The 23,404-nt window shown below is 51.5% G+C and carries 22 protein-coding genes; 11 read left to right on the forward strand and 11 right to left on the reverse strand.

What is annotated here, in order from left to right:
• The first annotated feature begins 239 nt into the window (after positions 1-239).
• Entirely contained in the window at positions 240-926 is a 687-nt protein-coding gene (locus JL719_RS05135) for a DUF5677 domain-containing protein (protein ID WP_201799018.1), read from the forward strand.
• Positions 927-1,035: 109 nt separating this feature from the next.
• Entirely contained in the window at positions 1,036-1,605 is a 570-nt protein-coding gene (locus JL719_RS05140) for a GNAT family N-acetyltransferase (protein WP_051670069.1), read from the forward strand.
• 306 nt (positions 1,606-1,911) lie between these two features.
• On the opposite strand, the gene JL719_RS05145 is transcribed toward JL719_RS05140, so the two are convergent.
• From JL719_RS05145 to JL719_RS05160, 4 genes are all read right to left on the reverse strand, one after another.
• Positions 1,912-2,400, reverse strand: coding sequence for a peroxiredoxin (locus JL719_RS05145; RefSeq protein ID WP_033157086.1), 489 nt, complete (start codon positions 2,398-2,400; stop codon positions 1,912-1,914).
• A 232-nt stretch (positions 2,401-2,632) separates the two neighbouring features.
• The gene (locus tag JL719_RS05150; RefSeq protein ID WP_033157085.1) at positions 2,633-4,063 is read right to left on the reverse strand and encodes a TolC family protein; all 1,431 of its coding nucleotides are present in this window, start codon (positions 4,061-4,063) and stop codon (positions 2,633-2,635) included.
• Positions 4,053-7,226: an efflux RND transporter permease subunit gene (locus JL719_RS05155; protein WP_033157084.1), complete on the reverse strand. Its 3,174-nt coding sequence runs from the start codon at positions 7,224-7,226 to the stop codon at positions 4,053-4,055. Before JL719_RS05155 ends, JL719_RS05150 begins: the two co-directional genes overlap by 11 nt.
• A gap of 21 nt (positions 7,227-7,247) precedes the next feature.
• Entirely contained in the window at positions 7,248-8,333 is a 1,086-nt protein-coding gene (locus JL719_RS05160; protein ID WP_033157083.1) for an efflux RND transporter periplasmic adaptor subunit, read from the reverse strand.
• 454 nt (positions 8,334-8,787) lie between these two features.
• Between JL719_RS05160 and JL719_RS05165 the strand changes: the two genes are divergently transcribed.
• From JL719_RS05165 to JL719_RS05190, 6 genes are all read left to right on the forward strand, one after another.
• Positions 8,788-9,462: a response regulator gene (locus tag JL719_RS05165; RefSeq protein ID WP_033157082.1), complete on the forward strand. Its 675-nt coding sequence runs from the start codon at positions 8,788-8,790 to the stop codon at positions 9,460-9,462.
• Positions 9,455-10,852: a sensor histidine kinase gene (locus JL719_RS05170; protein ID WP_033157081.1), complete on the forward strand. Its 1,398-nt coding sequence runs from the start codon at positions 9,455-9,457 to the stop codon at positions 10,850-10,852. Before JL719_RS05165 ends, JL719_RS05170 begins: the two co-directional genes overlap by 8 nt.
• Before the next feature lie 99 nt (positions 10,853-10,951).
• The gene (gene can / locus JL719_RS05175; protein ID WP_033157080.1) at positions 10,952-11,578 is read left to right on the forward strand and encodes a carbonate dehydratase; all 627 of its coding nucleotides are present in this window, start codon (positions 10,952-10,954) and stop codon (positions 11,576-11,578) included.
• A 169-nt stretch (positions 11,579-11,747) separates the two neighbouring features.
• Positions 11,748-12,059, forward strand: a complete 312-nt coding sequence (locus tag JL719_RS05180) for a hypothetical protein (RefSeq protein ID WP_033157079.1) — start codon at positions 11,748-11,750, stop codon at positions 12,057-12,059.
• A 117-nt stretch (positions 12,060-12,176) separates the two neighbouring features.
• Positions 12,177-12,533: a hypothetical protein gene (locus tag JL719_RS05185; RefSeq protein WP_051670067.1), complete on the forward strand. Its 357-nt coding sequence runs from the start codon at positions 12,177-12,179 to the stop codon at positions 12,531-12,533.
• Between the two features lie 44 nt (positions 12,534-12,577).
• The gene (locus JL719_RS05190; RefSeq protein WP_033157078.1) at positions 12,578-13,003 is read left to right on the forward strand and encodes a hypothetical protein; all 426 of its coding nucleotides are present in this window, start codon (positions 12,578-12,580) and stop codon (positions 13,001-13,003) included.
• A gap of 78 nt (positions 13,004-13,081) precedes the next feature.
• On the opposite strand, the gene rpiA is transcribed toward JL719_RS05190, so the two are convergent.
• From rpiA to JL719_RS05205, 3 genes are all read right to left on the reverse strand, one after another.
• The gene (gene rpiA / locus JL719_RS05195) at positions 13,082-13,759 is read right to left on the reverse strand and encodes a ribose-5-phosphate isomerase RpiA (RefSeq protein ID WP_033157077.1); all 678 of its coding nucleotides are present in this window, start codon (positions 13,757-13,759) and stop codon (positions 13,082-13,084) included.
• 91 nt (positions 13,760-13,850) lie between these two features.
• The gene (lpxD, locus tag JL719_RS05200) at positions 13,851-14,879 is read right to left on the reverse strand and encodes a UDP-3-O-(3-hydroxymyristoyl)glucosamine N-acyltransferase (RefSeq protein ID WP_033157076.1); all 1,029 of its coding nucleotides are present in this window, start codon (positions 14,877-14,879) and stop codon (positions 13,851-13,853) included.
• Positions 14,880-14,887: 8 nt separating this feature from the next.
• Positions 14,888-17,116, reverse strand: coding sequence for a spermidine synthase (locus JL719_RS05205; RefSeq protein WP_033157075.1), 2,229 nt, complete (start codon positions 17,114-17,116; stop codon positions 14,888-14,890).
• Positions 17,117-17,357: 241 nt separating this feature from the next.
• On the opposite strand from JL719_RS05205, the gene JL719_RS05210 reads away from it, so the two are divergent.
• From JL719_RS05210 to JL719_RS05220, 3 genes are all read left to right on the forward strand, one after another.
• Positions 17,358-17,684, forward strand: a complete 327-nt coding sequence (locus JL719_RS05210; protein ID WP_033157074.1) for a hypothetical protein — start codon at positions 17,358-17,360, stop codon at positions 17,682-17,684.
• 252 nt (positions 17,685-17,936) lie between these two features.
• Complete coding sequence (locus tag JL719_RS05215) at positions 17,937-18,245, forward strand: hypothetical protein (protein ID WP_033157073.1); 309 nt, start codon at positions 17,937-17,939, stop codon at positions 18,243-18,245.
• Between the two features lie 124 nt (positions 18,246-18,369).
• Positions 18,370-19,623, forward strand: a complete 1,254-nt coding sequence (locus tag JL719_RS05220; RefSeq protein WP_033157243.1) for a glutamate-5-semialdehyde dehydrogenase — start codon at positions 18,370-18,372, stop codon at positions 19,621-19,623.
• A gap of 48 nt (positions 19,624-19,671) precedes the next feature.
• On the opposite strand, the gene JL719_RS05225 is transcribed toward JL719_RS05220, so the two are convergent.
• The 4 genes from JL719_RS05225 to JL719_RS05240 all read right to left on the reverse strand — a co-directional run bounded on the left by JL719_RS05225 (position 19,672) and on the right by JL719_RS05240 (position 23,316).
• Positions 19,672-20,604 carry a hypothetical protein gene (locus JL719_RS05225; RefSeq protein WP_033157072.1) on the reverse strand — a complete coding sequence of 311 codons (933 nt, stop codon included), beginning with the start codon at positions 20,602-20,604 and terminating at the stop codon, positions 19,672-19,674.
• Between the two features lie 269 nt (positions 20,605-20,873).
• Positions 20,874-21,323: a hypothetical protein gene (locus tag JL719_RS05230; protein ID WP_033157071.1), complete on the reverse strand. Its 450-nt coding sequence runs from the start codon at positions 21,321-21,323 to the stop codon at positions 20,874-20,876.
• Between the two features lie 120 nt (positions 21,324-21,443).
• Positions 21,444-21,869 (reverse strand): VOC family protein, encoded by a 426-nt coding sequence (locus JL719_RS05235; protein WP_033157070.1) that lies wholly within the window; start codon positions 21,867-21,869, stop codon positions 21,444-21,446.
• An 82-nt stretch (positions 21,870-21,951) separates the two neighbouring features.
• Positions 21,952-23,316 (reverse strand): cytochrome P450, encoded by a 1,365-nt coding sequence (locus JL719_RS05240; RefSeq protein WP_033157069.1) that lies wholly within the window; start codon positions 23,314-23,316, stop codon positions 21,952-21,954.
• Positions 23,317-23,404: the final 88 nt, after the last annotated feature.

Genomic DNA, 23,404 nt, shown 5'->3' on the forward strand with positions numbered 1-23,404 from the left:
GGCACAAAAGGCGTGCCCAACCTACAAGGCTTTAGCGCCTAGAAGCCAAGTGTCAGGGATGGTATAGTTTTCTCTAAGTTTATGGGTGTCGTATTTTTCACCGCCACTTGGAATGTTAAATTTCCACTCACACTAAAAATCAATCATTTGAGCGCAAACAGTAAGAGTTATGCGTTAAATGCGCCAGTTTATTTGACAACTGATGTCATAGCTTACGTTAGTGATCACGTTCATACATCATGACAACTGCCACAACAGCACTGGACGAATTGGTTAGCTTCTTGAATGAGCAGGTTGCGCGACTCATTGCTGCATCTGAAATTGATGCTGTGGGGCAATTGGACCTGAGGGATGAAATTGCCCGCCAGCAACTAAGCCGCACAGCAGAACTAGTGCGCGGAGCTGCTGCATTGGGTGCTAACCATAATGCTGCTTGCTTAGGCATTATTGGGCGCTGTCTACTTGAGCAACTGATCACAGTCCTGTGGGCTATCCGTTCGATTGAAAATGCTCAAGAACATCAGAGCTCGGCAACTGCAGAACTCGCCAAAGCGCTCAAGATCAACTTGAAGGCCGGAACGGCAAAAATCAAGAACAGGCATACAGGAGAAGAAGCTACCGCAGAGTTTCTAGAAACCGAGCAAATGAAAAACATTCCCAAACGGAGGAGCGTAGAAGAGTTAGCCAGGGAAGCTGAGGTTTCGGATTTGTACACGGTCTTCTATCGGTTCATGTCACTAGAGACGCATGGCCATCATGACGTGTCTACGGAAGCCTCAGATCCAATCTCTCTATGCGAAATGCATCTCCAAAGCATTGGTGCTATCAGCCGAGCAATTGGGCAGGCCTGCGTTTGGTGGCTTTTGCATCGGAGCGGGCCAGACAATGAATCCATACGTGATGTTTTGGGGCTCAATAGCAAGTAGCCTCGATGGAATCGAGGTTTCGAAGGCCAATATCCTGCAATTGCCAATATGTGTTTGGTGGTCGGTAAGCCGACGCCCTCGATTCCGCTGACGCTGCATCGAGGCTACAATGGCTCATCGCTACGAAAAGATAGACTGGCAAACAACAACCTTATTCGTGATCTCGCCCATGTCGATACGTCTTGCTATTCCGGCCGATGCAAAAGCCATTGGTCAAATTCGCGTGGCGGCTTGGCGCGCTGCTTACCAGCCGTTCATGCCGTCGGAGTTCTTGGCGTCGTTAGATCCTTCCGCAAACCTGGACGCACTAACAGAACGGTTAACTAATCCAACCAGAGAGTTCATGGTGTTCGTCGCCGAGGACGAAGGCAATACGGTTGGCTTTTCAATCATCGGCGCACCTCGTTATCAGACACAGGAACTGACTGTTGAACTTTGGGCGCTCAATGTGTCGCCTGCCCATTGGCGTCAAGGATTAGGGAGAAAACTCGTTGATCGTTCAGTGGCGGAATCATTCAATTTAGGTTTTGCCTGCATCGAGCTGTGGTGCATCAAAGGCAATTCCCCAGCCGAAGCTGCGTATGCGGGTTGTGGTTTTACACTCACCGATAAAGAGCGCACATCGTCGGCGTTGACGGGACATCCATTGCACGAAGTTCTTTACTCAAAGATACTCTAAGATCACTTCGAAATGGATTTGACAGTAAAGTAACCGTCCACGCTGCTATCTAAAACAAGTAGCCTCAATGGAATCGAGGTTTCGAAGGTTATCTCCTCCCAATTACAGACAAGAGTTTGGCTGTCTGTAAGCCGACTTCCTCTTTCAGGGCTGTGGAAGTGTTGAACAGCGTGAAGTGCATCGTTCGTGATTGCTCAGGGTTGGAAATTTGGTATGAGCTAAGCGCTATTTCTGGTCGGCTTGGCTGGTGGGATTCAATCTAGTAGGTCGGGATAGGCATAAGCCATAACCCGACCTAGTCATCTTTTATGCCTCAGCCGGCGCGTTCAAACCCTTGATAATATCTAACACCGCCTGCGCATGCCCTTCATGGTTGACGCCATACATGGCTTCGATCAGTTTGCCGTCTTTGCCGATGATGAAAGTCGAGCGGACGATTTTCCATTTTTTCACGCCGTCTTTTTCCACTTCCTGCCAAACCCCATAAGCCTCGCACAGGTCGCCGGAGGTGTCGGCCAGCAGTTGCACGTTCAGGCCGTATTTGGCTATGAAGTCGCGGTGGCTTTGGCAATCGTCTTTGCTGACGCCGATGATCACGGTGTCCTGGGCGTCGAATTCGCCGGCCAGTGCGGTAAAGTCGTTGGCTTCAATGGTGCAGCCGGGGGTGTCGTCTTTGGGATAGAAGTACAACACCACATTTTTGTCCTCTTGGTAATCGGACAGGTAAATGAGTTTGTTGTCTTGATTGGCGGATCTAAAAAAGGGCGCTTCCTGGTTTTTTTGTAATTGTGACATGCGATTCTCCTCTTGTTTTTGGCCGGATAAGTTCCAGCACGCGGGCTGTTGGCATCGATTTAAAGCGGCGCCAGGTTTTTACGACCGGCGTCGTTGAAACCGAAAGGCTCTGCCGTAAAAGGCTGCTCTCGGCGATTATGAACCAGGTTTCCGGTGGCATCTACCACAAATATGGTGAGATTTAGGTGGACTGCAGTGCCGGGGTAACTTGAGTCTATCTCAACAAAATGCATTATGACTGCCAACCGCCGCCCAGCGCTTTGTAGAGTTCTACCATGGCGCTAATCTGCTTTTGCTTGGTTTCGATCAGTTCCTTTTTCGCTTCCAAGGCATCGCGTTGCGTCAGCAATACCTCCAGATAATCGGCGCGGGCCGAGATGAACAACTGGTTGGCTACGTCGATTGATTTCACCAAAGAATCGACTTGCTGGCGTTTGAGCTGGTAGTTTTTGTCCAGTTTATCGATGTTGGACAGTTGATTGGCGACTTCAGCATAGGCATTAATGATGCTTTGCTCGTATTCATAGGCCGCCTGCACCTGCTTGGCGTTGGCGTTTTTATATTCGGCGGTAATCGCGTTTTTGTTGACCAGCGGTGCCACCAGTTCGCCGGCGACCATGGCCGCCAATGATTCCGGCGTGTTGATCAGATATTTCAAGGCAAAGGCTTGAAAGCCGACGCCGGCCTTGATGCCGAACGACGGGTAGAAATTAGCCCTGGCAACGTCGATATTCAGGTCGGCAGCCTTCAATTCCAGTTCGGCTTTGCGGATGTCCGGCCGGTTTTGCAACAGCTCCGACGGCAAGCCGGCGCTCAACGCCTTGGGCTTGATGCTCATGAAACCGGCCGACGAACGTTCGATAGGCTGCGGGGTTCGCCCCAGCAAGGTGTTGATACGGTTTTCTACAACGGTAATCTGCTGCTCGATTTCATATTGCCTGGCCTGGTTTTTCGCCACCTCGGCTTCGTAACGCTTCACTGCCAACGTATTGGTGCGCGCATAAATCTGCAATTGCCTGACTACCAGCAAGCCATTCTGCTGCAGCGCGATGTTTTGCTGCAAATTTTCCAACTGGTTATCCAGGGCCAGCAGTTCGTAATAGGCATGCGCCACTTCCGCGACCAGATGAGTCAACAGGAAATTACGGCCTTCACCCGAAGCCATATATTCGTAGACCGCTACCTGGGTGGCGTTCCTGAGCTTCTTCCAGACGTCGATTTCCCAAGTCGAGAACAAACCGAATTGGTAGTCGCCGAGGAAAGCCGGGAAGGCCTGGCCTTTGGCAATCTCCAAATTTTCTTCGACCGCGCCGTTGCGGGTGTGCTTTGCGGTTTTCTCGCCGCTTGCCGCCGCGCCAAGTTTGACGAAGGGCAAATATTCCCCTTTGCGGGCCTGGATTTCGTTTTCGGCGATGCTGATGCGTTGCAGTGCGATGTTGATTTCCTTGTTATTGGCAACGGCGGTATCGATCAAGCTCAGCAGATGCGGATCGTCGAAAAATTCTTGCCATTTCACGGTCGCAGAACTGGCCTGCTCAATGACTCCCGGCTTGAATTGGTCGGGCAGCTGCTTATCCGCCATCTTGGTGGTCATGTCCGGAATGCCGCAAGCTTGCAGCAGCAAGCCGGCTGCCACCGTTGCGGCTAAACATTTAATACTCATCGTCGTCTCCATAGTGATAATGCTCGGTTAACGGTTCGACGTCTTCGTTTTTGACCAATGACTTACCTTCGATTAGGTTGGCGAACAGGTAATAAAGCCCAGGGATCAGCACCACGCCGAACACGGTACCGAACAACATGCCGCCCAGTGCCGAGCTGCCTATGGTGCGGTTTCCGACCGAGCCGGCGCCGGTGGCCACCACCAAGGGGATCAAGCCGGCGATGAAGGCGAACGAGGTCATTAAAATCGGCCGGAACCGCGCCCTCGCGCCCTCAATGGCCGCGTCTTTGACCGACATGCCCTGGCCGTGTTTTTGCACCGCGAATTCGACGATCAATACCGCGTTCTTGCCCAGCAAGCCGATCAACATCACCAAGCCGACTTGGGCATAAATGTCATTGGCTAGCCCCAACGCTTTCAACAGAAAGAACGAACCAAAGATGCCGGCCGGCAACGAACACAACACCGCTAGCGGCAACACGAAGCTTTCGTACTGCGCCGCCAATACCAGATAAACGAACATCAACACTACGCCGAAGATGATCAGCGCTTCGTTGCCGCGCGCCGCTTCGTCAAACGACAGGCCTTCCCAGGCAATGTCATAACCGCGCGGCAAGGTTTTGGCCGCCACGTCCCGCACCGCGTCAATTGCCTCACCGGTGGTGTAACCAGCCGCCGGCTCGGCACGGATCGCTGCCGAGTTGTACAGGTTATAGCGGGTAATTTCGTTTGGGCCCTGGCGCTGCTTGATGGTCATGAACGACGAATATGGGACCATTTCACCGGCATCGTTTTTGACGAAAAACTTCAAAATGTCCGACGGAAACCGGCGAAACTCCGGCGAAGCCTGGGCATACACCTTGAAAAAGTTGTTGAAGCGGATAAAGCCCTGCTCATAAGTACTACCGATCATGATGTCCAGGTTTTCCATCGCCTTATCGATGGACACGCCTTTCTGCATCGCCAGTTGGTTATCGATGACCAGTTCGTATTGCGGGTAATTGGCAGCGTAAAACGTGAACAGTCCGGTCAATTCTTTGCGCTTGCCCAGCGCGGCCATAAAGTCCTGGTTGATCTTGTCGAACTTTTGATAATCGACATCTTCGGACTTATCCAGCAGACGTAAGGCCAGACCGGACGCCGCGCCGTAACCCGGCACCGGCGGCGGTTCGAAAAATTCGATCAAGGCGCCAAAATCCTTGGTTTTTTCCTCCAGTTCTCGAATCACGTCGTGCACCGACATTTTACGTTGCGACCAATCCTTGAGATTGATGATGCAGGTGCCGGCATTGGAACCGCGGCCTTCGGTCAATACTTCGTAGCCGGCCAGCGACGATACCGATTGCACACCGTCTATCGTCGTTGCCACACTTTGCAGCTGGCGCGCAACCTGGTTGGTCACTTCTAGCGTTGAACCGGGTGGGGTCTGGATAATGGCGTAAATCATGCCTTGGTCCTCACCGGGAATGAAACCGGCCGGCAAGGTTTGATTGACGAGAAAAATGCCGAACGAGAATCCACCCAAAGCCAGCAAAGTGACAATGCGCCGAGCCACCACGACGTTCAGCACTTTAACGTAGCGGCCGGTGACTTTTTCGAACAGATAGTTAAAACCGTCGATGAACAGGCCAATCGGGGTTCTGCGCTTCGGCTGGCCGTGGGTGTTTTTCAAAATCATCGCGCACAAAACAGGCGCCAACGATAAGGCGACAATCGCGGAAATCACGATGGACGATGCCATCGCAATCGAGAACTGCCGATAAAACACCCCGACCGGGCCCGACATGAAGGCAATCGGCACAAACACCGACGTCATGACCAAGGTGATCGCGATAATCGCGCCGCCAATTTCGCCCAAAACTTTTTGCGAGGCGACGTAAGGTGTGACGTGTTCCGCTTCCATCTTGGCGTGTACCGCCTCCACGACCACGATGGCGTCATCGACGACGATACCTATCGCCAGGACCAACGCAAACAGCGTGATCAGGTTAATCGACAAGCCAAAAGCCGACATCACCGCGAACGAGCCGATCAACGATACCGGCACCGCCAAAATCGGAATCAAAGTCGAACGCCAGTCGCCCAAGAAGATGAACACCACCAAGGCCACCAGCACGAATGCCTCGCCCAAGGTATGCAGGACTTTCTCTATCGAGGCATCGAGGAAGCGGGACACGTCGTAATCGATTTCGTAATCCATGCCTTCCGGAAACGAGGCTTTCAATTCCTCCATTTTGGCTTTGACGTCCTCGATTACCTGGCTGGCGTTGCTGCCGTAGTTTTGCTTGAGCACAATCGCCGCCGACGGGAACGAATCTTTGTTGGAATAAATATCGTAAAATTCGCTGCTCAGATCGACCTTGGCGATGTCTTTTAAATGCAGAATTTCGCCTTCCGAATTGGCGCGGATGATGATGTTTTCGTACTGCTCGGGTTTGTTATAGCGGCCTTGGTACACCAGCACATATTCTTTGGATTGGGCGGCGATACCGGTGCTTTGCCCAATTCGGCCCGGCCGGCCGATGATGCTCTGCTTGCCTATCGCGTCCATCACCTCGTCGATTGACACCTTGTAAGCGCGCATCCGGTCCGGATTCAGCCAAACCCGCATCGCGTATTGACGGCTACCCAAAATCTTGGCCTGAGCGATGCCGAACACCCGCTGAATTTCCGGGATGACGTTGACGTTGGCGTAATTGAACAGAAATTTCTCGTCGGCGTTCTTGTCCTTGCTGTACAAATTGACGTACATCAGCATGCTGGGTTGCACCCGTTCAACGACGACGCCTTCCAGTTGCACCAGCTTCGGCAACCGGCTCATCACCTGATCCAGGCGGGTCTTGACGTTGACCATTGCCAGGTTGGGATCGACGCCCAAGCCAAAAATGACTTGAATCGTCGCTTCGCCGGCGCTAGTCGCGTCCGAGACAATGTACTTCATACCCGGTACACCGTTGATTGCCCGTTCGATGGTGATCAGCGACGATTGCACTAACACGTCGGCGCTGGCACCGGGAAACGCTAACGAGACAATGACCCGCGGCGGCGCAATATCCGGGAACTGCGAGATGGGTAAGGATTTAATCGACAGCGTGCCCATGAACAGAAACAACAGCGACAATACAATGGCCATCACCGGGCGTTTGATAAAGATATTAAACATGGCTTATCCCCGACTGGCGAATTACTCGGTATACAATTCCAATTCGGAACGAATTTTTTCCGGCGGAATTAAATTAATCTCCACTTTTTCGCCGGCGTGGACCTTGCGCAACCCCTCTAATAGCACCTTGTCGTCGTCTTTCAAGCCCTCTTTTATAATAAATAAATGCGGCAATTCGGCTTCGATTTTGACTAGCCGTTGCTCCAATTTTCCCTCTGGATTAACGACATAAACGTAGGTTTTGTCGAGAATATCGAAGGTGGCTTTTTGCGGAATTAACAACGCATTTTTATAAGGCTTTGTCATTAATATGGTGCCGGTTTCGCCGTGTCTTAGAAGTTTATCCGGATTGGCAAAAGTGGCGCGAAATTCGATATTGCCGGCGGTATTGTCAAAATCAGCTTCTATGGTTTCTATAATACCGTTCTGATTGTAAACTTGGCCGTTGGCGAGCTTTAATTGCACCTTGGTTCGGGCGTCTTCATCCTTGTGTAATTTATAATCAAGATATTCCGCTTCCGGCACATTAAAATAAACCCACAATTTACTGATATCCGATAATGTGGTTAATAAGGCGCCGTCTTCCAGTAAGCTGCCGGTCCGCACATCCAGATGATCCATGATGCCTTCGAATGGCGCATTAATATTGGTAAAACCCAAATGGGTTTCCGCCAGCTTCACTTCCGCGTTAGCCTTGTCCAGCTTGGCTTTCGCCAAGGCTAGCTCATTGGGTGAGACGATTTTTTGATCTGCCAAACCCTTGGTGTTTAGGTATTCGATATTTATCGCATTGGCTTCGGCCTGGGCTTTTAATAATTCGGCCTGGTAAATATTTGGCATAATTTTGAACATCGGTTGGCCTTGATGAACCAACTGCCCTTCATCGACAAATATATTCTGCACATAGCCCCGTTCCAATGCGCGAATTTCAATATGTCGAAATGCGTGAATCTGGGCAACATACTCCTTAGTTACCGCAGTATCTTCGCGTAGCGGCATGGTCGCTTCCAGTTTGGGTATTTCTTCTGGATGCTCAGTATCGGAGTGATTGCATCCGCTTATTAAAGCGGCCAATAATCCCATAAATAAAGTTGTTTTATATTTCATTTTAAACTGCCTAATTTACAATACGTATAAAATATCTATTATTAATCTTTAATTTAATAGAGCGAATTAAGCCTGCGACTGAAATAAACGTAAAATATTCATTTGAAATCGACTAGATTTGAGCAAATTCGATGCCAGTATTTTTTTGTGCTATTGATCAGTGAATAAATACCAGCAACGTATAGGGGATTTACCTTTGGTCTTAGATATAGCGTGAGTTAGAGGCGCAAATACTCCGATTTAAGGGTGTTTGATTTTTGATAAGCTTTAAGCTCCTAGATTGGTTGTCTGGTTGAAATCCACCGGCCAAAGGTTTGCAGTCCGGCAGGTTGGGGGTTTCGTGATAAGGTTTTCAAACATGACTGTGTTCTTGGATACCATGGAGCGACGCCTGGCGCGCGGCTCACCCTGTTGATACCCGCAGTCATTAACCTTTCAAGATAGGAAACAAAGCATGCGAATTTTATTAGTCGAAGATGACGCCGCATTGGGGGACGGCTTGTCGCGAACCCTGAGCGATTGGGGCTTCGACACTACGCTGGCCAAGACCGGGAATTACGCCGGTAGCGCGCTGATGACGCAACCCTACGATCTGGTGATTCTGGATTTGGGCCTGCCTGACATCGACGGACGGGAGGTATTGCGGCAGTTACGGGCGCGCAAATCGGTGATCCCGGTGTTGATATTGACCGCCCGCGATGCGCTGAACGATAGGGTTAGCGGTCTGGAACTGGGCGCCGACGATTACATGACCAAACCCTTCGAACTGCGGGAGTTGGAAGCCAGGGTCAGGGCGTTGTTGCGCCGCAGTCACGGCGGCTTTAATCATGACATTCGTTTCGGGGCATTGACTTTGGATACCCGCAATCAGCAGATCAGCGCCAACGACATGCCGATGGCGCTGCCGCCGCGGGAATACGGCGTGTTGGAAGCCTTGATGTTGAACAGCGGCCGGGTGGTCAGCAAGGATAATATTGCGCAACGGCTGGCGGCCCATGCCGAGGAATTGGCCGACAATGCCATCGAAGTGTATGTGCATAGGCTGCGCAAGCGCTTGGAACCGTTGGGGATCAACATTAGAACCCTGCGCGGGCTGGGTTATCTTTTGGAGAAAAGTCAGGATGAATAAACCGCAAAGTCTTAGGGCTCAGCTGCTTTCCAAGCTGACTTTGCCCCTGCTTTTCGTGGTATTGCTGGATGCCGCTGCTTCTTATTTCGTGGCAATGCACTATACCGATCTGGCGTACGACCGCTGGTTGCTGGATTCGGTGAAGTCGTTGACGCAAGAGGTGCATGCCCAACAAAACCACGTCACTTTCGAATTACCGCCGATTGCTGTCGAAGTATTTCGTTGGGACGACGTCGATAAAACCTTTTTTAAAGTGGAGTCGCAAGCAGAGGGCTTCATGGCCGGCGACGCCGACTTGCCCAGTCCAGTGATTAACACGTTAACCAGTAATGAACCGTTTTTTTCGAACGGCGAGATCGAAGGCCATGAGGTGCGGATCGTGTCGGTGCTGACCACGCCGACGCCCAGTTCCGAGCACGTGTTGGTGTCCGTGGCGGAAACCCTGAACAAGCGCCGCAGCATGATGACCGAGATTTTACTGGCCGTGGTCCCGCCACAATTTTTGCTGCTGTTCATCGTCGGTTTTCATGTCTGGACCGGCGTTAATCGCGGGCTCAGGCCGTTGAACGATCTGGCCGCGCACCTGGCCGAGCGTTCGGCCCGCGACTTTAATCCGATCCTGGATGCCGACGTGCCGTTGGAAGTACGCTCGCTGACGCATACCATCAACGATTTATTGCAACGGCTGGGTTCGACCTTAATCACCCAACAGCGTTTCATCGAAAATGCCGCGCATCAATTACGTACACCGCTGGCCGGTCTAAAATTACAGGCCGAGCGTGCTCTCGGTGCCGACAACCCGGAAGCGATGAAAGCGGCGCTTGGACATATCAAAAATGCCGCCGACCGCGTTGCTCATCTCAGTACGCAATTGCTGGTTCTCGCCCGGTCGGAATCGGTGTCGCACAGTGCTCCGGAATTCAAACCGGTCGATTTGGTCAAGCTGGCGCGGGAATCGTGTATGGATTGGGTGACCAGGGCTTTGGATCGGAATATTGAACTGGGATTCGACGCGCCGGATGCCGCCGTGATGGTCGCCGGTGACGCGGTCTTGTTGCGCGAATTGCTCAGCAATCTGTTGGACAATGCGATTTGCTACGGCAACAGCGGCGGGCATATCAATGTTGGCGTTCGGGCCTTGCCGCATTTGGCGCTGATTGTCGAGGACGACGGTCCCGGCATTTCGATTATCGAGCAGGAGAAAATTTTCGAACGCTTTTATCGAATCCAGGGCAGCCAAGGGGAGGGTTGCGGTTTGGGGCTGGCCATCGTCAAAGAAATTGCCGATTTGCATGCGGCACGGGTCACGGTAGTCAGTGGCGGCCAGGGTAGGCAGGGGACTCGCTTCGAGATTGTTTTTAATGCTGACGAAAGTGTAATCAATAGTTAGCACGCGCTTTGGGGATAGCCAGATGTTCTTTGAAAGGTTGATGAAAGGTTAAGCCGTTAATTTAGCCTCACCATCAACTCAATAAGGAATGTGCGTGCCATGCCTAACAAACTGCTTTTAGAAAACAAAGCCTGGTCTCAACAACTGGTAAACAGAAATCCGGACTATTTCGTCAATTTGGCCAAGGAGCAACGTCCCGAGTTTTTATGGATAGGTTGCGCCGATAGCCGGGTGCCGGCGGAGACCGTGGTCAACGCTCAGCCGGGAGAAATTTTTGTGCACCGCAACATCGCTAACCAAGTCGTTACCACCGACTTTAATTGCCTCAGCGTGTTGCAGTACGCGATTGAAGTGCTGAAAGTCAAACATGTGATCGTCTGCGGCCATTACGGTTGCGGCGGCGTCAAAGCGGCATTGCAAGCGCAAAATGTCGATTTGGCGATCACCAATAAATGGCTGATGCATATCAAGGATGTCTATCGTCTGCACATGGACGAGTTGGATCATATCAATCCGGAGAAGCAGCTCGACCGGATGGTTGAGTTGAACATTATCGAACAGGTGTATCGCCTGGCGCATACCTCCATCATCCAATCGGCCTGGAAACAGGGCCATAAACCAACCGTGCGCGGCTGGGTGTATGGGCTTGACGATGGCTTGATTGAAGAGTTGATCAAGCTTGACCATAACACCCCGATCAACCCCATTTACCGTTACGCAGCTTGATTACGGCTGCTTTTTAAACAAAAAACCGGCGTTTGCAATGGCTAACCGATATGAAGAAAGGCAATGGTGTTGCTATTAAGATAGCGATTCGCTATCTTAATGACGTGTGAAGGGGCATTTTCAAAAATCAAAACTGGGTCAGGCCAGATAACAACAGGAGCCGCAATTCATGTTTATTCCATTAGCTTCGGGAAAAAGCGCTGCACGGATAAGTGCCGCGTATTTAATCAGCGTTAGTTTGCTGATGTCCGCTTGTGCAACTAGGGAAGATGCCGAGTATCCCCATGCTGTTGGTGTGAAGACTGTCTTATCCACTGTGGCGTCATCCACAACGGCCGCTGACAGCACATCTTCGACGCCGCAAGTTAACGCACTTGCCGCAACGCTTACTCCGCATTCCGACGATATGCTGCAATCCTTTGAGCGAGCGTCGATGAAGATGGATCAATTGCATCGGCAAAAGGGCGAATGGAGTTTCTAACTTTTTTACTCCCTCCGTACCTTTGCCGAATCAGGGAGTTGGTGAAGAGTGATTGTAAAAACAGCACATTGCATTAGAAAACATTGTGATCACAAATAATAAGAAAGGAGACCATCAATGAAAACTAAACACTTAGCATCGCTACTGATTGCCGTCGGATTGCTGTCTGCTTGTGCGACAGAGTCTGGCCCCAAGCCGCAAAGTTGGGCAAAAGCGGTACAGACCGCTGATACCCGAGATGCGCATATACGTCTTGCCGATCATTACGAAGATGTCGCTAAAACGCTGGATGCGGATGCCCAGGAAGAGCGAGAAATGCTGGATCAATATATAGCCAAACCCTGGAAGTATGGAAAACGCATTCAGGATTTGAAGGCGCGCGCTGACGCGATGGTCAGAGATTTGGAGATGGCCGCCAAAGAAAGCCGGCAAATGGCGGAATACCACAGGCAGATGGCCATGGAAGAGCGCTAACCGGCCCGGTTGCGTTTGTTATTCACAAATCCTGGAGAATTGAGATGATCAGAGAGCATCTTGACTTGGTTATCGTCGGGCTGATCGCGCTATCTATCGCCATGTATGACATGGTGATTGATTTGTTTATGAATGTTCTGCATCTGTGTTTCGAGCTACTGCATTTTCTGTACGAATGGTTCGAGCTAGGCATAGAGTACACGGTTGAACACCTATTTCATACGTCTCGGCACGGTAGCCAGATTCTCACGTTCTATATTCTGTTATTGATCGCCGGTTTGTTGTTGTACGGCTTATGGCGGCTTATGCCGCGCCTGTGCCGGAAGTGCGTAGAGTGTTTGCGGTTGACTTGGGAGCGCCGAAAAACCGAATGCCATCATTACTGGCTGTCGCTGCCTTTGCTGAATAAAGTGAAGCTGATTTCCACGGCAACCGGGGTTTTTAGTTTGACGTTTTATTTTATGACGTGAACGTAAATCGCCGAATGGGTGAGAACCTGCCCATTCGGCGAGACGGATTTTGGGAGCTTGTGCTGGGATTCTTGGCGATTAAGCCCACTGCTCTTCGACTTGGCCGTCTTGACCGCAAAATACTGCGCGGGTCAGACCGCAGAAAATGCCGTGTTCGACAATGCCCGGAATGGCATTCAGTTGCTCGTTCAGGGTTTTACCGTCCGGATTGGCTTCGAAGGCTACATCCAGCACCAGGCTGCCGTGCGAGGTAACCACCAATCCGTCTTGATTGGCAGTTTGCCGCAACGAGCCTTGGCCGCCAATCGCCGCAACACTGCGCTGCACCAGTCGCCAGGCAAATGGGCTGACTTCGATGGGAATAGGGAATTTCTCGCCGATGCGATTGACCTTCTTGCTGGCATCAATCAACACCAGAAACTGATCCGCGGCCTTGGCCAGCAACTTTTCTCGCACCAGGTCGTAACCGCGGCCTTTCAGCAAAGTCAGGTCGGGGCTTACCTCGTCCGCGCCATCGACATATAAATCCAAGCCGTCGATATGTTCCATGCCGAGCAAGGACAAGCCCAGTTGTTTGGCTTTGTTGGCGCTGACTACTGAACTGGAAACCACCTTGAACTGCAGGCCTTCCTCATTTTGCCGACGCGCCAGCGCTTCGATGAAAAAATTGGCGGTGGAGCCGGTGCCCAGTCCCACTATCATGCCCGGTTTGACATGTTGTACCGCGTGTTCCGCGACTCGCTGTTTGTCGTTCATGATTCTGTCCTGTTGAGTGGTATAGAAATGTGCCAAGTTTTAGGGGCGATTGATTCGCTTTGGGCGATTTAAAGCGCCCCTACAAACCTGCTTACTCTTCCAGTTTGAGCACCCGCGCTTCCAGCGCCTTAAATTTTTGCAGCAACTCCGGCAATTTGGCCAAAGCAGCCAGTTCTTTCCAGGCCACTTTGCGGTCCTTGGCCGGACTGCCAAATACTTGCGCGCCGGGATCGATGTCTCCAGAGATGCCGCTGCGGGCCATCACTACCGCCCGCGCACCGATTTTGACGTGGTCTGCCACACCGGTGCTGCCGGCTAAAATCGCGCCGTCTTCGATGGTGCAAGAGCCGGAGATGCCGGACTGGCCGCAGATAATCACATTGCGGCCGACGATATTGTTGTGACCGAGCTGTACCAGGTTGTCGATCTTGCTGCCCCAGCCGATTTTAGTGGCGCCCAGTGCGCCGCGGTCGATGCAGGTGTTGGCGCCGATTTCGACGTTGTCGGCAATTTCCACATGACCGACGTGCGGTACTTTCACGTGCTGGTTGTCTCGGAATTTATAGCCAAAGCCATCGGCACCGATTACCGCGCCGGCGTGAATGATCACGTTATTGCCAATGATGCTGTGGTCGTAGATCACCGCGTTGGGGTGGATATGGCAGTGCTTGCCTATCATCACATGATTGCCGATGCGGGCGCCGGCTTCGATAGTGCTGCTGTCGCCGATGCTGCTTTGTTGGCCCACGGTAGCGAACGGCCCGACATGTACGTCAAAACCCAAAGTCGATGTTTCAGCCAACACCGCATGCTCGGACACCTGGCGTTTAAAAACCGGTTCCGGATGCAGCAGTTTTACCGCATTTAAAAAGCTGATTTCCGGGTCTTTGCAGACCAACAAGGTCAGATTTTCCGGAATCTCGCCATCTAGCAATTGTTCGGCGATAAAGCAGGCCGAAGCCTTGGAGTCTTTCAAATATTTTTTGTATTTACCGTCGCTAAGCACGGTGACTTGATGCGGGGTGGCTGACATGATGTCGGCCGCAGAATTAATAAAAGTGGTCGAGTCGCCGCCCTGGGCGGTGGCGCCGCAACGTTGGGCAAGGTCCGTAATGAGCATGTCCTATCCTATTTCCAAATGCCAATAATATGAGTGAAGTCGTCGGTCCAAGGCTGCAGACCGAACGTCAGCGGTAGTTTCTGCCAATGCCCGAGCCGGCTTTGCTGCAAGCGCTGCAGGCGCTCGGGCTGTTTTGCTATCACTACCCAGTCGGTAGCGATGACCAGAGGGACATCGGTTTCCGGTTTAAATTCCTGCAACAAGGCCGCCAAATGCAATTGGTTGACGTGGTCGGCCATGACTTTTTTCAGCGCCAGATGGCGGTTGGTGATATGAAAAGCCAGTAAACCGTTGTCTTTCAGCTTGCTAAAGTATAGCTGCAAAGCCTCGCGCGTCAGCAGATGCGTGGGTACGGCATCCGAGCTGAAGGCGTCCATGATTAATAAATCGAAGCTGGCGTCGGTTTCTTTCAGCAACGATTGTCGGGCATCGCCGACGATCATTTCTGCTTGCTTGTTGCAGCGGCTGAGGTAACTAAACCAGGCCGGGTTTTGTGCCACTTCCACAACCAGCGGGTCGATTTCATAGAATTTCCACAGCTGGCCTTCCTTGGTGTAGCAGGCGAGCGCACCGGCACCCAAGCCCACCGCGCCGATGTGCCAATGCCGGTTTTCGCCGTCAAATTCGGCAAACAGCTGGCCGATGGGGCCGGGGCGGCTGTAATAGGTCAAGGGTGTGGTGACGTTGGCGGCGGTCAGGCGCTGTGCGCCATGTTTGGTGGTACCGTGATACAGCTCGCGGACGGTTTCCGGCCGTTGGTTTTCATCGGGGATGACGGTATCTCGGACCGACATCACGCCGAAGAAGCTGCGTTCCTGATAAATAGTGTTAGAGGCCATGCTGTGCAAGCCCAGCGTGAACAACAAAATCACCCCGGTCAACGCGCCCAAACCGATGGGGCTATGCCGTAGCGAATAACTCACACCGGCCAGCAGAATTAGCGCGCCGCCGATCAAGTCCAGGTAGTCGAATAGCTGGTGGCTAGTGAAGTAAATAGTCAGGCCGGTGATTAATAACAACATCGGGAAAATCGGCTGCAAAAACCAACGGCCGTTGAAAAAACCGGGGCGCAACAGCAAGGCGGCGACGATCATGATCGGATATTCGTAAACCGCGTTAAAGATAAACGGTGCGACGAAAGTATTGAACAAACCGCCCAACATGCCGGCGAAAGACATCACCAGATAAAAGCGGGTCAGATATTGCGGATGCGGCCGGCTTTTAGCCAGTTCGCCGTGGCAGACCATCACCGCCAGGAAGAAGGCCAGCAAATGCAGGATCAAATCCAGCCAGTAGGGCAATGTGGCCGGATTAATGAAGGAATATGCGATGAATACCGTCAATACTGCCGGTTGTGCAGCCAGCATCCAGGGTCGGATACGCTCGGCCCAGGTACTGAATACCAGGATGAAGGTCAGCAAATACAAGGTCAGCGGCACTATCCACAGCAAGGGTACGGCGGCGATGTCGGTGCTGATGAACTGCGTCAAGCCCAGTAGCAAGCTGGACGGTACGAAAGCCAGCGCCAGCCAGCGCAACTGCTCTAGCGTCGATGGCGGCTCGATGCCGGCATCGCTTAACACTTCGTCGTCTGCGTTCTCGGCTTGGCTGCGCCAGAAGCTGAGCGCGCAAACGACAATTAACGCGCAGAGGCCAATATAGCCGCCGCTCCAAATCAGTCTTTGGTTCGCCAAACCCAAATTCGGCTCTATCAAAAAGGGATAGCTCAATAAAGCCAACAGGCTGCCGGCATTGCTAGCGGCGTATAAGTAATAAGGGTCGTCGCTGCTGTGGTGGCCGCTATGCGAAAACCACTTTTGCAACAAAGGCGCAGTGGTGGATACCACGAAGAACGGTAGGCCGATAGCCAGAAACAAGGTCCACACCAGCCATAAGGTAGGGTCGCCTTCGGTGGGTGGTGCGGCATCCTGCGGCAGCGCCACGGGTAGTGCGATCACGCTGAAAACCAGCAAGGCGGTGTGAATCTGTATCTGCCGTTGACTGCCCAACCGCGAACTCAACCAATGCGCATACAAGTAGCCTAGAAACAGCAGCGTTTGGTAAAACACCATGCACGTGTTCCACACCGCCGGCGTGCCGCCCAGCAGCGGTAGCAATAGCTTGCCGAACATTGGCTGCAACACGAACATCAGTGTGGCGCTGATAAACAGCGTGGCGGCGAATAAAATGACGGGTGATATCAAAGGTTTGGCGGTGGGCTGCGGAGTGTTATTCATTGTAATTATGCGAGTTCCGTACGTGTCCTGGCCCAATGATAAAGCATTTGGCTTTTAAAGTGGTTTTGGATGAGGTTGGGCTGGTACTTTGGATATCGAACCGATCCGGTCTTTTACGACTCTTATTTGATCGACTGGTATATGTTGAAGCAGTTCGCCCTTAGGATCACACGAAACTATAACTCTATCGATTTGGGCGGATATACTAATCTCCTTCAGCCATTTGTCAGAGCAACATTCTATGAGGCAAGGATTAGACGATCACGAAGCTTGGCTTGATACTTTAGATAAAAAGCTATTTGTCTCGAACAGCGAGGTCAAAGTTGAATTTGATAACCCAATCTGTTTCCCGCTTGATGAATGTACAGACCTGAAAGACCTTAAGGGAATGGCTCGCACTCTAAGGTCTGTTCTCTCATGTAACGAAACACCTTTACCTCGCAAATATTTGATCGAACGATTTTTGAGACTCGTGATCCGTGAAAATAGACTACCTACAACAGTAGAAAAGGCCATGCGAGAATTGAGAATAGATTGGAATATTTCGAATGAATATCAAGATTGGTAATTGCTGTGGTCAGTAGGATGCGGTAAACACGGTGTACCGCATTGATCGCGATTGGTGCGTTTCTTAATTCACCCTACTTACTGGGAAGAGGGCATTCATTGCCATAGATGGTAAGCTTCTAGCTATCCATGCCATTTGGATTTCGACATTCCCCGCGTGCCCTTGGGTATGCCGAAATGATGATTTTGAGGATGAGCGACGCATTCAGCTGGAGCAGCTTGCGAAAAAGGAATATCTTTAGGACAGAAATAAATGAAACCTCTTGAACCAAAAATTTATATTCTCAAAGTATTTTTCAAGCAGTCCGATTTTCTGCAAGTTAAGCGTTTATGCAGTGATCTTGGGATTATGCCGGAGAATACAAATGAGATTGGTGAGGATGACTGGGGGCATCGCGGTTATCTTGAGCTGTGGTTTCAAGAGGTTACCGACAAAAGCATCACTTTGCATATTCAAAAACAGCGGAATAAAACTGCAAAAAAGTACATGGAAAATCTGCAACAATTTTTTGACGACTTGTATTCTCTGGAATATGTTGAATATCTAGTTTATCTAGATTAGTTGTTAATGAATAGATGTGGTAATCAATATCCATCGCACGGTATTTAAAGGCCTGGTTAATATTCCTGCGTCAGATAAAACCGATCAATATCAGCAGTTTGAAAAACAATTTTCCTTAAAAAACATGACTACCAACACCATCCAAACCATCGCCCAACAAAGTCGCGCCGCGTCGCGCCAATTAGCATCAGCGTCCGAATCTGCGCGCAATCTGGCTCTGGCGAAAATGGCCGAAGCGCTGGACTTGGTCAGGCAGCGAGTGCTGGAGGTCAACGCCCAGGAAATCGTCAAAGCCCGCGAAGAAGGCCAATCGGATGCCATGGTCAAGCGCCTGACGATAGACGACAAAACCTTTGATTACATGCTGTCGCGCCTGAAAAAAGTGGCGCAATTGCCGGACCCGTTAAACCGGATACTGACCGGGCATACCAATCCGGCCGGGCTGCGGGTTTACAAAAAATCGGTGCCGCTCGGCGTGATCGGCATCATTTACGAATCGCGCCCCAACGTCACCACCGATGCCGCCGGGGTGTGCATCAAAAGCGGTAATGCGGTGATTTTGCGCGGTGGTTCGGAAGCCTTGCAAACCAACGCGATACTCACCGATGCGATGATAGCCGGCGCGGTTGCTGCCGGTCTGCCGGAACATGCGATACAGATCATCCGCACCCCCGGCCACGAAGCGGTGGGCGAGTTGCTGAAAATGGACGAATATATCGACGTGCTGATTCCGCGCGGCGGCAAAGGCTTGATCAAGCGCATCGCCGAAGGCACGCGGATTCCGGTTATCAAGCATTACGACGGCATTTGCCACCTGTATCTCGCTACAGATGCCGATCCGGAGCAAGCCGTCGCGCTGGCGGTCAATTCCAAATGCCAAAGTGTGCAAGTCTGTAACGCACTGGAAACCTTGCTGGTGGACAGTGCATGCGCCGCACAACTGTTGCCGTTGCTGCACACCGCATTTGCCGAAAACCGCATCGAACTGCGCGGCTGCGAACAAACCCAAAAGCTGTTGCCCGGTGTTGTTCCAGCGATGGAAGAAGACTGGCATAGCGAATACCTGGCGCCGATACTGTCGGTGAAGGTCGTGGACGGCATTCAACAAGCCATAGACCATATCAACCGCTACGGTTCCGGCCATACCGACGGCATCGTCACGCAAAGCCTGAGCTTGGCCCGGCAATTTGAAGAGCAGGTGGATTCGGCGTCGGTGATGATTAACGCCTCGACTCGTTTGTCGGGCGGCGGCGATTACGGTTTGGGATCGGTGGTGGGTATCAGCACCGATAAACTCCACGTGCGCGGCCCGGTCGGGCCGGATGAACTCACTACCTACAAGTGGGTGGCGTATGGGGATGGACATTTGCGCGGCTAGGTAGCAAAGCTAGAGACCTGTCCGCGATGTAACTATAGGAAATGCCGATTATTTTTCTATCCTTAAACCAATACCCATGTGATCGGTAACAGCCGCTGTATATCTGCCGCCGCCGCTTACCGGCGTCGATTGCGACAGGTAGACGACTTCCGCCAATTTTAGGCTAGTCGTGTTAAAAACGGCTACATCGTATTTTTTGGTGGCCGTGCTGTTAGTGCCTTCAAAGCTGCGTTGATGCGAGTCGAAGGGGTTTATGCTGCCACCGGGGTGGGCGTCGCTAAATTTGATGCCCAACGCTCGGCTAAGCACTCTGGCGGTAAAATCGTTGGTCGGCTGATTCGTATCGCCCATTACCACGTCAATCGGCCCCAGTCCGGCTTGAATCACCACGCTGTTAATTTTTTGGTAATAGCTCATCAGGCTATTTTCATCTTTGGCGATGGAATTTGGCACGTGTACGAATACCACGATGATGTTGTAACACGCTATCGCCAGCCAACCGTCGCCTTCGCCCAGAAACTTGTTGGCCGCATCTTTAGTGGAATGGACGCTAAAGCAATTACAAGCCTTGGCAGGCGAGGATGTATGAATCAATTGCCCGGCGTTACTATGCAGGGATGTCCAGTCCGAATGGCTGCTGTCCAGTTCGCCGCATACCAGTAAATCGGCGCCGCCGAAAGCGCGTATCAGGTTTTGGTAAATTTGCCGGACCTTATTGGCAACCATACTCGAAAAACTGTCGTTGCTGTGTTGGCCTTTATCCATGTATCCGGACGACGCTGTCGAACGCAATTCGGCCGGACCTTGTACCGGAATGTCCGGCGAAATATCGGGCGCGGTCGGCAGAACCAGATTCCAGGGCGCCGAATTTTGCGCCATATGCTCATGTGTCATTCTCGTGAAGTACTGAGAATTGGAGGCGCTGATACCGTGCTCGGAACTGGAGTTAGAGTTAAGGGATTGGTACGCAATAATCGGCATGTTTAGGTCCTTAAATCCGCTGAGATTTTGTTTGGAAGCAAAGAGAATATCGCGCTGAGATAGATCAATGAGGATATTGTCCGCCGATGGTAGCAGTTTGTCAGGCGGCTCTCAACAGCCTGTTTGGCGGCATGGATAACCGGTCTTTGCGCAAATGGATTAACCGGGACTTTGCAGTCCGGAGCCTTTGGACCACGCCGCAATCCGGTATAGCCGCTGTGCTCCCGCCTGCGCGGGAGCGACGATATTGGCCTGGGCCGGATTAATAATCAGTTTTCGCCTCTACTGATATTATGCTGATGCTCAATAGATTCGGTTAAGTTGTAGCCGTTGTCGTTAAATAAATCGCCGGTAAAAAATAAGCGCATATCGATAATCCAGCCTATTTTTCTTTGTTTGTTATTTTCGACAATAATAGTCGCCAGCTTTTGGTTGTTATCAATAACCTGCGTCACAATGGTCTTTGGATAATCAGGATCTTCTTTTAAAGCTCCGGATACTATGCGCTGAGCCGATTCTATGGTTAGTATCTGGGTGATATTAGGGGTTGCCGAGTTTTTATCGTTTATTAACGATTGCGCTTTAAAATAACCAATATCGTAAGCCAGTTTGGCAATCAGGCTAATGGCAATAGCCACGCCCCAAACAGACAGGCCAATTTTTAATCGTCTTCTAACGCGAGGATGAGATAGTCTTTGCAGAAAAACTCTAAATTTCATTTTGATGTGATTATCCGGCCTTATCGGCCACTATTGAATATTAATGGTTGCAGTTTTTGCTCAATAACTCTGGAGCAACTGATATAACGGCAGTGCAAGGCGAGTTATTAGAATCTTTGTTTAGTTTGGCAGTTGCACAAAACCGTGTTGGTCGAGCGGAAAAAAAGGATTGAAACAAACTTCCCAAAGAAAGCCGTCGGGGTCGGAAAAATAACCCCTGAAGCCGCCCCAAGCCGCTTTTTCGCCAGGACGAACCAGCTTACCTCCGGCCGAAACCGCTTCAAGCAAGGTCGCGTCAACTTCTTTTGCCGATGCGACGTTGTGAGCCAGCGAAAATCCGGGAAAACCTGAGCCATCGGCCGATACCATTGCGTCGTCTGCTAATGCTTCGCGGCCGAACAACGCAAATGCCAGGCTCCCCACCTGAAAGAATGCCACTTCCTGCTGGCTGCCGGACGATTCTTGCCAACCCAGTGCTTTATAAAAACGCCGGCTTCTAGCCAAATCGGCTACGCCTAGTGTGACAAAACTAATGGTCTGTTTCATGACGCTCCCTGTTACGTAAAAAGGCCGTCTAGTCGGCCCGTGCGGCGCCGACTAGCTATAACCGTCAGCGCAGACCGTAAGCTTAACCAATTGGTTCCACTCTGCCAACAACCGGACGGTCCGGTTTCAACGTAACGCTGAAGGCTTCTTTGACGGAAATGTCGGTTTCGAAGGTAAATGCCTTGAAAAAACTGGCTATGACCAACAGCATTTCCAGCTCGGCAAAATGACGCCCTATGCAATTATGCAAACCGCCGCCGAACGGAAAAAAGGCATATTTGTGTCCGCCGGGCGTCGCGGTTTCCAGAAATCTGTCGGGATTAAAAGCGTCCGGGCTCTCCCAAAGCCGGGCGCTATGGTGGGTGGTGTGCATGCTCAATAACACGATGGTGCCGGCGGGAATCGCGTAATCCCCCAGCTCTATGTCCTGAACGGTTTGCGTGGACAGCGCCGAAGTGGGCGGATACAGGCGCAGGGTTTCGTTCAACGCCGCTTTGGTATAACTCAGCTGGCCCAAGTGCGCCGAGCTTAAGGTTTCGTTCGGCAAGCTGCAGATTTCGGCGGCGATCTTGTCGCGCACTTCCGGGTGCCTGCCGGTTAAATAAAAAAACCACACCAAGGTATTGATAGTGGTTTCCTGGCCGGCGAAGAACAGATTGACGGCTTCGTCTTGCAGCAAATTGTCGGGCATCGTGTAACCGGTACTGCGGTCGCTGGCTTGCATTAACTGCGATATCAGACTTTGTCCCGGACTCTTCCGCGTCTGCGCAATTTCCGCACCGATAAAGGTTTGCAGATAGTTCACGGCGGTCAGATAACGCTTGGATTTTAGCGGGAAGAAGCGTTTCAAACGGCGGCCAAGCACAATTTCGCTGCCCAACTGTACCGGCAACTCCTGACAGATGATTTCGATCACCTTGATCAGCTCCGCGCCGTTGCTTAGCTGATCCACGGACTTGCCCAGCAGGATACGGATAAAAATCCGCTGAATCAGCCGCTTTATTTCCGTGCTTAAATCAACTTGGCCGGACGCCGCCTTTTTCAACTCTTCCGCCATCGCCGCCGCTTCTTCGACCATGATCAACTCATAGTTTTTAACCGTGTCCTTGGTAAACAACGGTTGCATCAAGCGGCGCTGTTTACTCCAAACCTGGCTTTCGCTATTGACCAAGCCGTTACCGAACAGCGATTTCTTGGCGTCATAGAGAAAATTACGGTTCAACTGGCCCTTGCCCTCCAGATTGAAAATCTGCTCTATATATTCCGGGTCGCAGACGAACAGAATATTTCTGCCCAACAGCCGTCCCAACACCAGCTCGCCGTATTGCTTATGAATTCCGGCCAGCGTCGCCAGCGGCCGCCAGATCAACTGCATCATCGGTAAAAGCACCGAATGTTCCGGCAGTGAGGTTTTTTTCGAACGGTTCAATAAAGTCGAGTTTTCCATGGTTTCAATCGGTCATAGACTGCAGTTTTAACGAGCGTTCAGCCCGCGGCCAGCATGTTAAGCAGGCGCCGTTGAATTGCCTTCCTCA

This window comes from Methylomonas sp. LW13 (genome assembly GCF_016865255.1).
GTDB lineage: Bacteria > Pseudomonadota > Gammaproteobacteria > Methylococcales > Methylomonadaceae > Methylomonas.